The sequence below is a fragment of the Pseudomonas sp. 273 genome (assembly GCF_029201425.1).
GTDB lineage: Bacteria > Pseudomonadota > Gammaproteobacteria > Pseudomonadales > Pseudomonadaceae > Pseudomonas > Pseudomonas delhiensis.
In genome coordinates this window covers 4,770,136-4,784,771 of record NZ_CP116775.1, presented here as the reverse complement: position 1 = coordinate 4,784,771, position 14,636 = coordinate 4,770,136, and the positions used below count along the sequence as shown (strand labels likewise).

The following is a 14,636-nucleotide window of genomic DNA, read 5'->3' as shown; positions in this document are numbered from 1 at the left end:
GGACAGTAGTGCGCGTTCGCGGGAATGACGATTGGTAGAGAGGTGCGTAGGTAAGGTTCGCGAGCAAGAGCTAGGCGCCCCCCCTCGATCCTACGAAGAGCATCTCGGCGCGGGCGCGAGACAGTTGCTCCTACGACCGTGCTTGCCGGGAACTGTAGGAGCGGACTCTGTCCGCGATCAGGCGGATAACGCCTGGGGCGCCATCCGCCCTGCGTCGAGCCGGCGTTCCGTGGGCATAAAAAAGGTTCTTCGCGGAGTCTGGGGAAAGAGCGGATTGACAGTCAGGGAAGCGGGTAGATTGGCAGTCGCCAAACGAACCAACCCCCACCCCCTGCTGTCGCCGTGCATCCTATTGATCTTGCTGCTTTCTGGCCAGGCTACGAAGTCATCGCCTGCCACCCATCTGCCGACAGCACCCTGCTGATCGAGCTCAAGCCTCACGCCAGCGCTGTCCCCAAATGCGGGCGCTGCGGTCAGGCCAGTCCATTAATCCACGAACGGCGGATTCGCCGGGTGCGTGATCGCGATCTGTTCGACCAGCGCGTCCTGCTCCAACTGCCGGTGCGCCGCGTCGACTGCCTGCGCTGTGGTCGGGTGACCGAGCGGATCGACTGGCTGGAGCCAGCGTCGCGCTTGACCCAGCGCTTGCGCATCTGGCTCGAGGCTTTGCTGCAATTACTGCCCATCAGTCACGTCAGTCGCCTCGTCGGTCTGCATTGGCACACGCTCAAGCAGCTCGACAAACGTCGTCTAGAGGCCGCAGTCGGTGCTTTCGAGCCGGGTGACGTTCGCCGCCTGGTGATGGACGAGTTCGCTCTTCACAAAGGACATCGTTACGCCACCGTGATCATGGATGCGCAGCGGACACGCGTGCTGTGGGTCGGGCATGGCAACAGCCGCGAGGCGATTCAGCCGTTCTTCGAACTGCTCGGTGAGCGCTGCCAGCAAATCGAGGCCGTGGCGATGGACATGAACACCGCCTTCGATCTGGAAGTAAAACAGCATTGCCCCCGTGCCGAAGTGGTCTACGACCTATTCCACGTGGTGGCTCGCTATGGCCGGGAGGTGATCGACCGCATCCGTGTCGATCAGGCCAACGCGCTACGCCAGGACAAAGCGGCACGCAAGGTAATCAAGCAGAGTCGTTGGTTGCTGCTGCGCAATCGCGAAAACCTCAAGGATCAGCAAGCCGTGCAGTTGCAGGAAATCCTCGAGGCCAACCAGCCACTGGCCACGGTCTACGTGCTCAAGGATGCGCTCAAGGAAATCTGGTACGCCCCCAGCGTGCGGGAGGGTTGGCGCCGCTGGCGGGACTGGTTGCGCCACGCCAGGGACAGTGGCCTGGCCCCGCTGCAACGCTTCGCTCGCAATCTGCGCAAATACGCCCGAGGCATCCTGGCCAGCGCTCGCTTCCCCATGCACACCAGCCTGCTGGAAGGGGTAAACAATCGCATCAAGGTGATCAAGCGCATGGCCTATGGCTTCAGGGACTCCGCCTACTTCTTCCTGAAAATCAAGGCCGCCTTCCCCGGGAAAGCGCGATGAACCATAAAAAAGCCCCGCCGGGTGGCGGGGCTCAAACCATAGGAGCGGTGTCTTCCTTCAGCGCACTGTCACCACAGCGGCATGGTGTAGCTGAGGATCAGGCGGTTCTCGTCCGCGGCGTTGCTGGCGGCGGTATTGCGGCTGAAGTTGCTGCGGGTGGTCGCGTTACGCCATTTCACGCCGAAGCCCTTGAGCGCGCCGTCCTGGAAGACGTAGGCGACGTCGGTGTCGCGTTCCCATTCCTTGCCTTCCCCGCTGGTGGTCAGCAGGTCGATGTTGTCGCCCTTGATGTAGCGGGTCATGAAGGTCAGGCCGGGGATGCCGATGCCGGCGAAGTTGTAGTCGTAGCGGGCCTGCCAGGACTTCTCGTCCTTGTTGGCGAAGTCGTTGATCTGGACGAAGTTCACCAGGTAGGGGTCGGCGCCGTTGATGTAGGCGAAGCCGGTGTCGCCGCTCATCTTCTGGTAGCCGACGCCGAAGGCGTGGTAGCCCAGGTTGTAGGTGAACATGGCGTTGAGCGCCTTGTTGTCGACGTTGCTGCTGCCGTCGTCGGTGGACTTGGCCCAGCGCAGGTCGGTCTTCAGCGACTGGCCCTCGGTGATCGGCAGCAGGTAGGTCGCGGTCAGGAAGTGCTGCTTGTAGAAGTCCTCCAGCTGGCCGTAGTGGTAGCCGGTGCTGAAGTTCTTGGTCCAGGCGTAGGTGCCGCCGGCGAAGTCGAACTCGTTGGTGGTGGTGCCGGTGCGGAAGCTGATGTTCTTCTTGCCGCCGCCGGTGATGGTCATCTCCTGGTAGTCGGAGGAGTCACGCAGGTTGGTCTGGTTCAGGCGGCCGGCGTCGAAGGTCAGGCCGTCGAGCTGGGTGGAGTTGAAGGCGCCGCCCAGGAACACCTGCGGCAGCAGGCGGCTGTCGTTGGGCATGATGACCGGCAGTTTCGGGATCAGGGTGCCGACCTTCAGGGTGTTCTTCTCGTAGCGCAGCTTGGCGGTCATGCCCAGCTTGCTGTAGTCGTCGGCGGCGTCGCCGCTGGCGGTCTTGGGCAGCAGGCCGGAGCCGGTACGGTCCGCACTGGAATCCAGCTTCAGGCCGAGCATGCCGATGGCGTCTACCCCCACGCCAATGGTGCCCTCGGTGTAGCCGGACTCGTAGCGCAGGATGAAGCCCTGCGCCCATTCCTCGGCCTTGTTCTGCTGGGCCGGGGTGGAGGTGCGGAAATCGCGGTTGAAGTAGAAGTTGCGCAGTTCGACGCTGGCCTTGCTGTCCGAGATGAAATCGGCGTGAGCCAGGGCAGGGATGATGCAGCTGGAACCCAGCGTGGCCATGGCCACGGCACGGGCGATCGGAGTCTTGCTCATTGTTATTGTCTCCTCGAGCGCTTTGAGCAGTTCGGTGATGCCTGGACTACGCCGGCATGTCGATCTGTTACAGCCTGCCTACTAAATCATTACAGGCTTTTTCCGACTCTTAGACCTTAGTCGCTGTTGCCCGGGGTATCCCGCTGATTTGCCTGGAGTTGACCGAAGGACTTTCACTGCACCCATTGCGGGTAGTAGCCGAGGCGGTCCTGCACCTGGGCGTCGTGCGCCGGGACCACGGTGATTTCCGGGTGCGCCAGGAGCATTTCGTGGACCTTCGCCAGCTGCGCCAGGGTCTGTTCGCGGTCGCGGTCCACCAGGCGGCTGCTGACCCAGAACTTCTGCCGCGGGCCGCTGAAGCCTTCCAGGCGCCAGCTGGTGTCGCCGCTGAAGAAGAAGCGGCGGCCGTCGCCCAGGGTGAGGAACAGGCCGACCGAGCCGGGTGTATGGCCGGGCATGGGCACCAGCACCAGGCTGCCGTCGCCGAACAGGTCCAGGCTCTCGTCGAAGGCCAGGAAGGGCGTGGGCGAGAACACGTAGGGCCGCCAGGGCGTCGCCGCGCTGAACTCGCTGGGGAACACCGCCGGCGGCGTGGCGACGTGGGCGTAGTCGATTTCCGCATAGGGCGCCCACACCGGCACCTCGGGGAAGTCCACCAGGGCCGAGGCGTGGTCCCAGTGGGCGTGGGACAGGTAGATGCGGTCGATGCGGATGCCGCTGCCGGCCAGTTGCTCGCGCACCGGGTGCACCTCGCCGAAGCGGAACAGCGGCTTGTCCCACCAGGGCATGTCCTGCTCGAACTGCGCCTGTGCCTGGCTGCCCAGGCCGGTGTCGAACAGCAGCGTGGCCGCGTGGTGCTGGATGAGCAGCGCGGTGTGGTTGACGCGCACCTGGCGCGTCCAGTCGCCGCCGGCGAGGGTCAGGGCGTCGAGGGTGGTGAGCCCGGAGGTGCGCACCAGGGCGAAGCGCAGCCCGTCGGCGTGGCCGGGCAGGCTGGCGAACCCCAGCAGCAGGGCGAGGAAGAGTCTGGCGAGGCGCATGGCGGGCATCCTGGTCCGTAGGCTCAGAGGGTGGGCAGGGGGAGGTAGCCGGGGAGGGCGCGGATGCGTTCCTGCCAGGCCTGCACGTGGGGGTAGCCGGTGGTCTCCAGGCCACCCTCGGGCGCCAGGGCCACGTAGGGATAGACCGCGATGTCGGCGATGCTCGGCCCGGCCGTGCGGGCCAGCCAGGGCTGGCGCGAGAGTTCCCCGTCGAGCAGTTCCAGGGCCTGGCGCGCCTTGGCCTGGGCCGCGCCGAGGTCGCCGGGGCGCTTGAACAGCTGGATCACCCGCGCCTGGGCCGGGCCGTGCTGGATCTCGTTGGCGGCGAAGCTCAGCCAGTGGGCGATGCGCCCCTGGGGCTCGGCGTCCAGCGGGTACCAGGACGGCTCGGCATAGCGGCGCGCCAGGTAGACCAGGATGGCCTGGGAGTCGCCCAGGCCGAAGTCGCCGTCTTCCAGGGCCGGCACCTGGCCACGCGGGTTGATGGCGAGGAAGGCCGGGCGCTTGTGCACGCCGCTGCGCAGGTCGACGTTGACCAGGTCGGCGCTCTGGCCGATCAGGCTGAGGAACAGGCGGACCTTGTAGGCATTTCCGGAGAGCGGGATGTCGTGCAGTTTCATGGCGGTGTTCCTGCTGGGTGTTGTTGTCGGGAACGGCTCCGGCAGATAGTAGACAGACAAGTCTGTATAGTTCAAGCTCGAAATACGCCTCTCCCGGTGCTCGCCAGTTCAAGAGCGCCGGCGCCTCGCGCATAATGACCGCCCAGGAGGTGCCCATGACGTCCAGCAAGGCTTCCAGCAAGCGCGAGCAGTTGCTCAATACCGCCCTCGACCTGTTCTACCGCGAGGGCTACCACGCCACGGGCATCGACCGCATCCTGGCCGAGTCCGGGGTGGCCAAGATGACCCTGTACAAGCACTTCAAGTCCAAGGACGAGCTGATCATGGCTGCCCTGGAGGAACGCCACGCGCGCACCCTGCGCCGCTTCCGCGACGGCTCGCGCCTGGCTCCGCGCGAGGCCATACTGGCGGTCTTCGACAACCTGCACGGCTACCTGCACGAGGACGGCTTCAGCGGTTGCGCCTTCATCCACGCGGCCGCCGAGTTCCATGACCGCGGGCACCCGATCCACCGCCAGGCCGCCGAGCACAAGGGCTTCATCGAGGCGTTCTTCCGTCGCCAACTGGAGGCGCTGGGCGTGCATGAGCCGGGCAAGCTGGCGCGGCAGCTGCAATATTTGCTGGAAGGGGTGCTGGTCATGGCGCACATGCACGGTCCGGCCGACCAGGCCCTGGAAGCGCGCGAGGTGGCGGAAGCCTTGCTGCGCCAGGCCGGCCATTGACGGGGGAGGATGCGATGGGCCCTGAATGCCAGCTGTTCGGAACCCTGGGTTGCCACCTGTGCGAGGTGGCTGAGGCGCTGCTGATGCCTTTCGTCGAGCACGGCCTGCTGGTGGAACTGGTCGACATCGCCGACCGCGAGGAGTGGGTCGAGCGCTACGGCCTCAGCATCCCGGTGCTGCGCCGTTGCGACACTGGGGCGGAGCTGAACTGGCCGTTCGACGCCGAACAGGTGGCCGCCTTCCTCAGCGGCTGATCGTTCCTGCGACGCCTCTGCGCCCGGCGCCGCTCTGTGTCAGTCTTGTGCTGTCTAACCCCCTCGTTGGAGACAGCACTATGAAAATCGGATTCCTCGGCCTTGGCGGCATGGGCGCCGGCATGGCCGCGAACCTCATCCGCGGCGGCCACCAGGTGCACCTGTGGAACCGCTCGCCGGCGGCGCTGGAGCCGCTGCTGGCCCTGGGCGGCCTGGCGGCGGCCGACCCGGTGGCGGCCTTCGATGCCGACGTGGTGATTTCCATGCTCGCCGACGACACCGCGACCCGCGCGGTGCTCCTCGACAGCGGCGCCCTGGACTCGGCGCGGCCGGGGCTGATCCACCTGAGCATGGCCACGCTGTCGGTGGCCCTGATCGGCGAGCTGGCCGAGCGCCACCGCCAGCGTGACCTGGCCTTCATCGCCGCGCCGGTGTTCGGCCGCACCGACGTGGCCGAGGCCGGCAAGCTCAACATTCTCGCCGCGGGCCCCGCCGAGGCCATCGCCGAAGTGCAGCCGCTGCTCGACCTGATGGGCCAGAAGACCTGGCCGCTGGGCGACGACCCCCTGAGCGCGGCGGCGGTGAAGATCGCCGGCAACTTCATGATCGCCAGCGCCATCGAGGCCATGGGCGAGGCCTCGGCCCTGGCCAAGGGCTTCGGCGTGGAGCCGGCGCAACTGCTGGAGATCATGGGCAGCACCCTGTTCAACGCGCCGGTGTACCGCAACTACGGCGCGCTGATCGCCGAGCAGCGCTACGAGCCGGCGGCATTTCGCCTGGTGCTCGGCCTGAAGGACGTGGGCCTGGCCCTGGCGGCGGGGCAGAGCCGCCACGTGCCGCTGCCGTTCGCCAGCGTGCTGCGCGACAACCTGCTGGAAGCGGTGGCCCAGGGCGACGGCGAGCGGGATTGGGCGGCACTGGCGCAGGTGGCGTTGCGCCGTTCGGGGCAGGCCTGAAGCCAGGCACGTGTAGGAGCGGACTCCGTCCGCGATGGTATGAACGCCGGTCTTGCCGGCGGAATCGCGGATAAATCCGCTCCTACGCTCTCCCGGACAGCATGTAGGAGCGCGCCCTGCGCGCGATTCGCGGGCAGGGCCCGCTCCTACACAGACGGCGGGATGCCTTCCGAGGAAAAATCGCAGGCAATAAAAAACCCGCCGGTTAAGGCGGGTTTTTCGGGAATTGGTCGGAGCGACTGGATTCGAACCAGCGACCTTCTCGTCCCGAACGAGACGCGCTACCAAGCTGCGCTACGCTCCGTTTGATGGCGCGCATTCTACCGAAAAACTTTTGATGCACAAGGGGTTAGCGAAAATTTTTTCAGAAATATTTTCTTCCCCCCGAAAAAGCCGACGCCCCGCGGGACTCGGAGTCCGGCGGGGCGCCCGGGTGCTGGCGGTCGGGGATCAGAGATCCTTGACGGTACGCACCTGGTCCTTGTTCACGCGTACGCGTTTGCCGTCCAGTTGTTCGAATTCATAGAAACCGGTGTCGTCGTCGTACTTGGGCGTGTCGACGGACTGGATCTCGCGGCCGTCGTTCAGGGTGATGACGCTGGGGCTGGAGCAGCCAGCGAGTGCGCCAAGGCCCAGGACGAGCAGGAAAGCTGGGAGCGCGCGATTGATCATTCGTATATCTCCTGTACGAATCGAGGTTTGTTCGGAGTTTCCGACTGGGAGAGTAGTGGCAAAGTTCCCCGTCATTTCTCGAAAGACCCTGGATCGAGCGTCTAGCCCGGGCTGTTCAGCAGCTCGGGGGAGTTCAGGTTGGCCAGGCGCGGGTCGTCCCTGGCGCAGGCCACCGGGCACGCCCCCAGGGGCAGCAGGACCTGGCGCGGGCTGCGCTCGCCGCGTTGCCAGGCGGCTTCCAGCTGGGGCGCCAGGGCCTTGGGCAGGATGCAGAACAGCGGCTCCCAGTGCTCGCCGTCGTGCAGCATGTGCGGTACTTCGGGTCGCGCGGCGGCGGCCTGGCGCAGGCGCTCGATGAGTTCCTCGTCGAACAGCGGGGCGTCGCAGGGCAGCACCAGCAGCCAGGGGTGACGGGCGGCCTGCAGGCCGGCGCGGATGCCGGCGAGCGGACCGGGGTAGTCCGGGGTGTCGTCGTGCACCAGCTGGTCGGCGTAGGCACGGTAGATGTCGGCGTTGCGGTTGCAGGAGACGATCAGGTCGTCGCTCAGCGGGCGCACGCGTTCGTGCAGGTAGCTGATCAACGGGCGCCCGCGCCATTCCAGCAGGCCCTTGTCGCGCCCCCCATGCGCTGGCCGCGGCCCCCGGCGAGCAGCAGGACGGAACAGGGCGGCAGGGTGGTGTCAGGCATGGCGAGGTCTCCGGAACGGGCCTGTGATATAACACCGGCATCCCCGTCTCTCAAGCAAGGACACCGTCCATGAGCCACCTGGCCACGCCCGAATTCGTCCCGCTGAACATCGCCGTGCTCACCGTCAGCGACACTCGCACCCTTGAGACCGACACCTCCGGCCAGCTGTTCGTCGACCGTCTGAGCGCCGCCGGCCACAACCTGGCCGCGCGGGTGTTGCTGAAGGACGACCTCTACCGCATCCGCGCCCAGGTCGCCACCTGGATCGCCGAGGAGCAGGTGCAGGTGGTGCTGGTCACCGGCGGCACCGGCTTCACCGGCCGCGACAGCACCCCGGAAGCGGTGACCTGCCTGCTGGACAAGGTGGTGGACGGCTTCGGCGAGCTGTTCCGGCAGATCTCGGTGGCCGACATCGGCACTTCCACCGTGCAGTCCCGCGCCCTGGCCGGGCTGGCCAACGGCACCCTGGTGTGCTGCCTGCCGGGCTCCACCAATGCCTGCCGCACCGCCTGGGACGGCATCCTCGCCGAGCAGCTGGACGCCCGCCACCGCCCGTGCAACTTCGTGCCGCACCTGAAGCAGGCCGCGCCCTGCGAGAGCCGCGGATGAGCTGCTGCGACAAGCCCGGCTTGCTGCCGGTCGAGGAGGCCCTGGCGCAACTGATGGCGCTGGCGGCCCAGGCGCCGATCGAGGAAATCGAGCAGGTTCCCCTGGCCGAGGCCGAGGGCCGCGTGCTGGCAGCGCCGCTGCTGTCCGGTTTCGACCTGCCGCCCTGGGACAACAGCGCCATGGACGGCTACGCGCTGCGCCTGGCCGACTGGCAGGGCGAGCCCCTGGTGGTGAGCCAGAAGATTTTTGCCGGCGTCGCCCCCGAGCCGCTGCAGGCAGGCACCTGCGCGCGCATCTTCACCGGCGCGCCCGTGCCCCATGGCGCGGATTGCGTGGAGATGCAGGAAAACGTCGAGGTGCTGGAAGACGGCCGCGTGCGCTTCCTCGAAGCGCTGCGCTTCGGCCAGCACATCCGCCCGCAGGGCCAGGAGACCCGCCAGGGCGACCAGGTGCTGCCGGCCGGCACGCGCCTGGGCGCCATCGAGCTGGGCCTGGCCGCCTCGCTTGGCCAGGCCGTGCTGAACGTGCGGCGCAAGCCGCGGGTGGCGCTGCTGTCCACCGGCGACGAGCTGGTGGAGCCGGGCCAGCCGCTGCGCACCGGGCAGATCTACAACAGCAACCGCGCCGTGCTGAAGGCCTGGCTGCTGCGTTCCGGCTGTGAGGTGCGGGATGCCGGCATCCTCCCCGACGACCTGGCGAAGACCCGCGAAGTGCTCGGCTCCTTGGGCGACGCCGACCTGATCCTGACCACCGGCGGCGTTTCCGTGGGCGAGGCCGACTTCCTCGGCGCGGCCCTGCGCGAGGCCGGCGAGCTGGCGCTGTGGAAGCTGGCGATCAAGCCGGGCAAGCCGCTGACCGTGGGCCACTACCAGGGGACCCCGGTGATCGGCCTGCCGGGCAACCCGGCCTCTACCCTGGTCACCTTCGCCCTGCTGGCGCGCCCCTACCTGCTGCGTCGCCTGGGTGTGGAGGCGGTGATGCCGCTGCGCTTCGAGGTGCCCGCCGGCTTCGCCTGGAAGCACGCCGGCAACCGCCGCGAATACCTGCGCGCGCGGCTGGAGAACGGCCGTGCGCTGATCTACCCGAACCAGAGCTCCGGCGTGCTGCGCAGCGCCGCCTGGGCCGACGGCCTGGTGGAAGTGCGCGAGGGGCGGACGCTGGAAGAGGGCGAGACGGTGCCCTTCATCCCGCTCAGCGAAGTGCTGTTGTAGGGCGAATAACCGTTCGCGGTTATCCGCCGATGCGCCGAGGCCACGGCCAATGCCCAGGTCAGCCTCGGAGCCGCCGGGGGCACGGCCAAGCGGCGGATAACGCCGTAGGCGTTATGCGCCCTACGCCGGGCCTACCCGTGACGTAGGGCGAATAACCGTTCGCGGTTATCCGTCGATGCACCGGGGCCACGGCCAATGCCCAGGTCAACCTCGGAGCCGCGGAGGATCACGGCCAAGCGGCGGATAACGCCGTAGGCGTTATGCGCCCTACGCCAGGCCTACCCGTGACGTAGGGCGAATAACCGTTCGCGGTTATCCGCCGATGCGCCGAGGCCACAGCCAATGCCCAGGTCAACCTTGGAGCCGCCAGGGGCACGGCCAAGCGGCGGATAACGCCGTAGGCGTTGTGCGCCCTACGACAGGCCTACCCGTGACGTAGGGCGAATAACCGTTCGCGGTTATCCGCCGATGCACCGGGGCCACGGCCAATGCCCAGGTCCGCCTCGGAGCCGCGGAGGATCACGGCCAAGCGGCGGATAACGCCGTAGGCGTTATGCGCCCTACGCCGGGCCTACCCATGACGTAGGGCGAAGCCGCTCACCCCGCCGCCGGCCGATGGCGCTGGCGGTATTCCCCCGGCGTTTCCCCGGTCCAGCCCTTGAAGCTGCGGTGGAAGGAGCGCGACTCGGTGAAGCCCAGGTACTGGGCGATGTCCTGGATCTGCAGGTCGCTGTGCAGCAGGTAGTGCTCGGCCAGTTCCTGGCGCAGCGTGTCGAGTATCTGCTGGTAGCTGGTGCCGGCCTGCTGCAGGTGGCGCTGCAGGGTGCGCACGGTCATCTCGAAGCGCTCGGCGACGCGCTCCTTGCGCGGCAGGCCGTCCTTCATCAGCAGGCGCAGGGCGTTCTTCACCCGCAGCGGCAACGGCTCGTCGTCGTCCAGCTCGGCCATCATGGCCAGGGCGTGCTCTTCCAGGGTGCGCAGCAGGTTGGCGTCGGCCTGGCGCAGCGGGAAGGCCAGCAGCGGCAGGGGCACCAGCAGGGCGCTGCAGGGCTTTTCGAAGCGCACCGGGCAGCCAAACAGCCGCTCGTATTCGGCCAGGTCGGTGCCGGCCGGCTGCGGGTGTTCGAACCAGACCTCCTCGGGCGAGCCTTCGAAGTCGGCGATCCAGCGCGCGTACAGCAGCCAGGAGGCCAGCACGTTCTCCACCATGTGGCGGCGGATGTCGGCGGCCTGGTGGCGGCAGCTCCAGACCAGGCGCACGTGACCGTCGCCCGGCTCGACGCGGCTCACGCCCATGTCCCCCACCAGCTTCTCGTAGGGGATGATGCGGTTCATCGCCTCGCCCAGGGTGGCGCAGTTCATGGTGATGTAGCCGAGCACGCTCCACGAGCCCGGCTGCACGAAGCGCGCGGCGTGCAGGCCGAACAGCGGGTCGTCGGCGTGTTCGCAGAAATGCCCCAGCAGGCGCTCGTGGGCCTCGCTGGGCAGGCGCTGGCTGTTGTCGGCCAGCTGCGCGCGGGTGAGGCCGGCGGCCTGCAGGCCGGCGTCGACGTCCAGGCCGAGGTGCTCGGCCTGGCGCAGGTACTTGAGCAGGGCGGGTACGGAGGTGTAGCCGAGGGCGTGCATGGGGCGCTCTTGTTCTGGTGGCTCTATTGGCGACAGGCGCTGGCCCGATCCGACAGTGACAGGCTCGGGCGGCGCACTAGTATAGGCAGCCATTGCAAGCGATCGGAACAGGAGCACGGCAGGCATGCGACGCTGGAATGGCTGGGGTGAGGAAAGCACTTCGATGGAGCTGCCCGGCTCGGGCCGCGCCTTTCTCGCCGAGCAGATCGGCCCTGGCCTCGCGCTGCCCGACGCCAGCCTCGACAGCGTGCTGGCCAGGGTGCCGGCCTCGCGCCTGGCCGAGCACCCGCTGGTGCTGCGCGAGCCCATGGATCGCCTGCTGCACGCCCGCGGCCAGAGCCTGGCCGACTGGCTGGCCATGCGCGAGGGCGAGTTCGGCCGCTTCCCCGACGGCGTGGCCTACCCGCAGAGCGCCGAGCAGATCCGCGAACTGCTGCGCCATGCCCAGGCCACCGACTGCCTGCTGATCCCCTACGGCGGCGGCACCTCGGTGGCCGGGCACATCAACCCGCCGGCCGCCGACAAGCCGGTGCTGACCGTCTCCCTGGCGCACATGAACCGTCTGCTGGAGCTGGACGAGGAGAGCCTGGTGGCCACCTTCGGCCCCGGCGCCAACGGCCCGCAGGTGGAAAGCCAGCTGCGCGCCCGCGGCTACACCCTCGGCCACTTCCCGCAGTCCTGGGAGCTCTCGACCCTCGGCGGCTGGGTGGCCAGCCGCTCCAGCGGCCAGCAGTCGCTGCGCTACGGGCGCATCGAGCAGTTGTTCGCCGGCGGCACCCTGGAGACCTTCGCTGGGCCGCTGGACATCCCCACCTTCCCGGCCTCGTCCGCCGGCCCCGACCTGCGCGAGCTGGTGCTGGGCTCGGAAGGCCGCTTCGGCATCCTCTCCTCGGTGAAGGTGCGCGTCTCGCGGCTGGCCGAGCAGGAACGCTTCTACGTGGTCTTCCTGCCGTCCTGGGAACAGGGCCTGGCGGCCATCCGCGACCTGGCCCAGGCACGGGTGCAACTGTCCATGCTGCGCCTGTCCAATGCCGTGGAAACCCGCACCCAGCTGACCCTCGCCGGGCACCCCGGGCAGATCGCCTGGCTGGAGCGCTACCTGAAGTGGCGCGGGGCGGGCGAGGGCAAGTGCATGCTGACCTTCGGCGTCACTGGCAGCCGCGCGCAGAACGCCGCCTCGCTGAAGCTTGCGCGGCGCCTGCTGAAGGCTTTCGGCGGGGTGTTCACCGGTACCCTGCTGGGGCGCAAGTGGGAGGCCAGCCGCTTCCGCTCGCCCTATTTGCGCGAAACGCTCTGGCAGGCCGGCTACGTGGTGGACACCCTGGAGACCGCCACCGACTGGAGCAACGTCGACAACCTGATGCAGCGCATCGAGGCCAGCCTGCGCGACGGCCTGGCGGCGGAAGGCGAGCGGGTGCACGTGTTCACCCACCTGTCCCACGTCTACGGCGAAGGCTCCAGCATCTACACCACCTACGTGTTCCGCCCCGCGGCCAGCTACGCCGCCACCCTCGAGCGCTGGCGCCGGCTCAAGGACGCCGCCAGCCGGACGATCGTCGACAACCGCGGCACCATCAGCCACCAGCACGGCGTGGGCCGCGACCACGCGCCCTACCTGGCGGTGGAGAAGGGCGAGCTGGGCATGGCCACCCTGCGGGCCCTGGCCAGCCATTTCGACCCCGCCGGCCGGCTCAACCCCGGCAGCCTGCTGCAGGACTGACGCCATGTGGAACGCCGCCTGGCGCAGGCAGGCGCTGGCCGAACTGGCCGGGCGCGACTGGGACCTGATCGTGGTCGGCGGCGGTATAACCGGCGCCGGCATCCTCCGCGAGGCCGCGCGGCGCGGCTGGCGCTGCCTGTTGCTGGAACAGCGCGACTTCGCCTGGGGCACCTCCAGCCGTTCCTCGAAGATGGTCCACGGCGGCCTGCGCTACATCGCCAAGGGCCAGGTCGGCCTGACCCGCGACTCGGTGCGCGAGCGCCAGCGCCTGCTCGGCGAGGCGCCAGGGCTGGTGGAGCCGCTGAGCTTCATCATGCCGCACTACCGTGGCGGTTTCCCCGGGCCGAAGGTGTTCGGCGGCCTGCTGGCCGTGTACGACGCCCTGGCCGGCAAGCGCAACCACCTCTACTACCCGCTGCAGCAACTGCGCTACCTGGCGCCGGGGCTGAAGGAGGAAGGCCTGCTGGGCGGCACGCGCTTCGCCGATGCGGTGGTGGACGACGCCCGGCTGGTCATGCGCGTGCTGGACGAGGCCCGCGCCGACGGCGGCGAGTCCCTCAACGGCCTGCGCGTGCTGGAGCTGCACCGCGACGGCGGGCGGGTCACCGGCCTGCTGGCGGAGGACCGCGAAGGCGCGGGGCGCTTCGCCTTCCGCGCCGGCGCGGTGGCGCTGGCCACCGGCGCCTGGGCCGACCGGTTGCGCCGGATGGAGGGCGACGAGCACATCCGCCCCTGCGCGGCAGCCACCTGCTGCTGCCGGCCTGGCGCCTGCCGGTGGCCCATGCCTTCAGCTTCATGCACCGGGCGGACAAGCGCCCGGTGTTCGTCTTCCCCTGGGAAGGCGCCACCGTGGTCGGCACCACCGACCTGGACCATGGCGACGGCCTGGACGGCGACGCCCGCATCAGCCGCGCGGAGCTGGACTACCTGCTGGAGGCCTGCGCGCAGCAGTTTCCCGCCGCCCGCATCGGCGAGGCCGACGTGCGCTCGACCTGGGCCGGCGTGCGCCCGGTGGTCGCCAGCGGCGCCGCGCAGCAGAAGAAGCCCTCGGACGAGAAGCGCGAGCACGCCCTGTGGAGCGAACCCGGCTGCGTGACCCTGGCCGGCGGCAAGCTCACCACCTTCCGCCTGCTGGCCCTGGAAGTGCTGCGGGCCTGCGCGCCCATGCTCGGCAAGACGCTGGAAGACAGCCCCGAGCCGATCTTCGCAGCAGCCCCCGAAGTCGACCTGCCGGGCCTGGGGCCGCAGCAACGGCGGCGCCTGGCCGGCCGCCACGGGCGCAACCTGGCGCAGCTGGCCGGGCTGCTGGCGCAAGTCGGCAACGGCCGGGTGGGCGACAGCGACTGCCTGTGGGCCGAGCTGGCCTGGGCCGCCGAAGGCGAACTGGTGCTGCACCTGGACGACCTGCTGCTGCGCCGCACGCGCCTGGGCCTGCTGCTGGCGCACGGCGGTGCCGCCGAGCTGCCGGCCATCCGCGCGCTGTGCCAGGCGCGCCTGGGCTGGGACGACGCCCGCTGGAGCGAAGAAGAACGTGCCTACCTGGACCTCTGGCGGCGCTGCTACAGCCTGCCGGCCCCGGCGGGTAGCTGAGAGCCACGAGCGGCAAGCCACAAGAAGACCG

General features: G+C 68.7%; 12 protein-coding genes, 1 tRNA gene and 2 pseudogenes. 8 read left to right on the top strand and 7 right to left on the bottom strand.

Features of this window, described 5'->3' with window-relative positions:
- Positions 1 to 342: 342 nt before the first annotated feature.
- A complete protein-coding gene (locus PKO50_RS21765; protein ID WP_275627212.1) occupies positions 343 to 1,545 on the top strand; it encodes an ISL3 family transposase in 1,203 nt (400 codons plus the stop codon).
- Between the two features lie 68 nt (positions 1,546 to 1,613).
- On the opposite strand, the gene PKO50_RS21760 is transcribed toward PKO50_RS21765, so the two are convergent.
- The 3 genes from PKO50_RS21760 to PKO50_RS21750 form a co-directional block, all read right to left on the bottom strand.
- Complete coding sequence (locus tag PKO50_RS21760; RefSeq protein ID WP_109934285.1) at positions 1,614 to 2,897, bottom strand: OprD family porin; 1,284 nt, start codon at positions 2,895 to 2,897, stop codon at positions 1,614 to 1,616.
- A gap of 173 nt (positions 2,898 to 3,070) precedes the next feature.
- Positions 3,071 to 3,946: an MBL fold metallo-hydrolase gene (locus PKO50_RS21755; protein WP_275627211.1), complete on the bottom strand. Its 876-nt coding sequence runs from the start codon at positions 3,944 to 3,946 to the stop codon at positions 3,071 to 3,073.
- Positions 3,947 to 3,960: 14 nt separating this feature from the next.
- Positions 3,961 to 4,557 carry a glutathione S-transferase family protein gene (locus PKO50_RS21750; protein ID WP_275627210.1) on the bottom strand — a complete coding sequence of 199 codons (597 nt, stop codon included), beginning with the start codon at positions 4,555 to 4,557 and terminating at the stop codon, positions 3,961 to 3,963.
- A gap of 155 nt (positions 4,558 to 4,712) precedes the next feature.
- Between PKO50_RS21750 and PKO50_RS21745 the strand changes: the two genes are divergently transcribed.
- The 3 genes from PKO50_RS21745 (at position 4,713) to PKO50_RS21735 (ending at position 6,489) form a co-directional block, all read left to right on the top strand.
- Positions 4,713 to 5,279 (top strand): TetR/AcrR family transcriptional regulator, encoded by a 567-nt coding sequence (locus tag PKO50_RS21745; protein ID WP_109934288.1) that lies wholly within the window; start codon positions 4,713 to 4,715, stop codon positions 5,277 to 5,279.
- 14 nt (positions 5,280 to 5,293) lie between these two features.
- Positions 5,294 to 5,533 (top strand): glutaredoxin family protein, encoded by a 240-nt coding sequence (locus tag PKO50_RS21740; protein WP_275627209.1) that lies wholly within the window; start codon positions 5,294 to 5,296, stop codon positions 5,531 to 5,533.
- A gap of 80 nt (positions 5,534 to 5,613) precedes the next feature.
- Positions 5,614 to 6,489 (top strand): NAD(P)-dependent oxidoreductase, encoded by an 876-nt coding sequence (locus PKO50_RS21735; protein WP_109934290.1) that lies wholly within the window; start codon positions 5,614 to 5,616, stop codon positions 6,487 to 6,489.
- Between the two features lie 227 nt (positions 6,490 to 6,716).
- Here the strand turns inward: PKO50_RS21735 and PKO50_RS21730 are convergent.
- From PKO50_RS21730 to mobA, 3 genes and pseudogenes are all read right to left on the bottom strand, one after another.
- Positions 6,717 to 6,793: transfer RNA gene (locus PKO50_RS21730), tRNA-Pro, on the bottom strand.
- A gap of 146 nt (positions 6,794 to 6,939) precedes the next feature.
- Complete coding sequence (locus tag PKO50_RS21725; protein WP_009621327.1) at positions 6,940 to 7,161, bottom strand: YgdI/YgdR family lipoprotein; 222 nt, start codon at positions 7,159 to 7,161, stop codon at positions 6,940 to 6,942.
- Positions 7,162 to 7,262: 101 nt separating this feature from the next.
- Positions 7,263 to 7,849 (bottom strand): annotated as a pseudogene (mobA, locus tag PKO50_RS21720) (molybdenum cofactor guanylyltransferase MobA).
- 69 nt (positions 7,850 to 7,918) lie between these two features.
- Between mobA and moaB the strand changes: the two are divergent.
- Together moaB and glp are read left to right on the top strand one after the other, a co-directional pair.
- Positions 7,919 to 8,458, top strand: coding sequence for a molybdenum cofactor biosynthesis protein B (gene moaB, locus PKO50_RS21715; protein ID WP_275627208.1), 540 nt, complete (start codon positions 7,919 to 7,921; stop codon positions 8,456 to 8,458).
- Entirely contained in the window at positions 8,455 to 9,669 is a 1,215-nt protein-coding gene (gene glp / locus PKO50_RS21710) for a gephyrin-like molybdotransferase Glp (RefSeq protein WP_109934293.1), read from the top strand. The genes moaB and glp overlap by 4 nt, the downstream gene beginning before the upstream one ends.
- Before the next feature lie 597 nt (positions 9,670 to 10,266).
- Here glp and PKO50_RS21705 read toward each other — a convergent pair.
- Positions 10,267 to 11,295, bottom strand: coding sequence for an AraC family transcriptional regulator (locus PKO50_RS21705; RefSeq protein ID WP_109934294.1), 1,029 nt, complete (start codon positions 11,293 to 11,295; stop codon positions 10,267 to 10,269).
- A 124-nt stretch (positions 11,296 to 11,419) separates the two neighbouring features.
- On the opposite strand from PKO50_RS21705, the gene PKO50_RS21700 reads away from it, so the two are divergent.
- Both PKO50_RS21700 and PKO50_RS21695 read left to right on the top strand, forming a co-directional pair.
- Positions 11,420 to 13,015 (top strand): FAD-binding oxidoreductase, encoded by a 1,596-nt coding sequence (locus PKO50_RS21700; RefSeq protein WP_275627207.1) that lies wholly within the window; start codon positions 11,420 to 11,422, stop codon positions 13,013 to 13,015.
- 4 nt (positions 13,016 to 13,019) lie between these two features.
- Positions 13,020 to 14,605 (top strand): annotated as a pseudogene (locus PKO50_RS21695) (glycerol-3-phosphate dehydrogenase/oxidase).
- Positions 14,606 to 14,636 lie beyond the last annotated feature (31 nt).

Excerpts from the sequence above, each read along its gene's own strand:
- PKO50_RS21760 (WP_109934285.1), bottom strand. The coding sequence starts at position 2,897 with ATGAGCAAGACTCCGATCGCCCGTGCCGTGGCCATGGCCACGCTGGGT.
- PKO50_RS21755 (WP_275627211.1), bottom strand. The coding sequence starts at position 3,946 with ATGCCCGCCATGCGCCTCGCCAGACTCTTCCTCGCCCTGCTGCTGGGG.
- PKO50_RS21750 (WP_275627210.1), bottom strand. The coding sequence starts at position 4,557 with ATGAAACTGCACGACATCCCGCTCTCCGGAAATGCCTACAAGGTCCGC.
- PKO50_RS21745 (WP_109934288.1), top strand. The coding sequence starts at position 4,713 with ATGACGTCCAGCAAGGCTTCCAGCAAGCGCGAGCAGTTGCTCAATACC.
- PKO50_RS21740 (WP_275627209.1), top strand. The coding sequence starts at position 5,294 with ATGGGCCCTGAATGCCAGCTGTTCGGAACCCTGGGTTGCCACCTGTGC.
- PKO50_RS21735 (WP_109934290.1), top strand. The coding sequence starts at position 5,614 with ATGAAAATCGGATTCCTCGGCCTTGGCGGCATGGGCGCCGGCATGGCC.
- PKO50_RS21725 (WP_009621327.1), bottom strand. The coding sequence starts at position 7,161 with ATGATCAATCGCGCGCTCCCAGCTTTCCTGCTCGTCCTGGGCCTTGGC.
- moaB (WP_275627208.1), top strand. The coding sequence starts at position 7,919 with ATGAGCCACCTGGCCACGCCCGAATTCGTCCCGCTGAACATCGCCGTG.
- glp (WP_109934293.1), top strand. The coding sequence starts at position 8,455 with ATGAGCTGCTGCGACAAGCCCGGCTTGCTGCCGGTCGAGGAGGCCCTG.
- PKO50_RS21705 (WP_109934294.1), bottom strand. The coding sequence starts at position 11,295 with ATGCACGCCCTCGGCTACACCTCCGTACCCGCCCTGCTCAAGTACCTG.
- PKO50_RS21700 (WP_275627207.1), top strand. The coding sequence starts at position 11,420 with ATGCGACGCTGGAATGGCTGGGGTGAGGAAAGCACTTCGATGGAGCTG.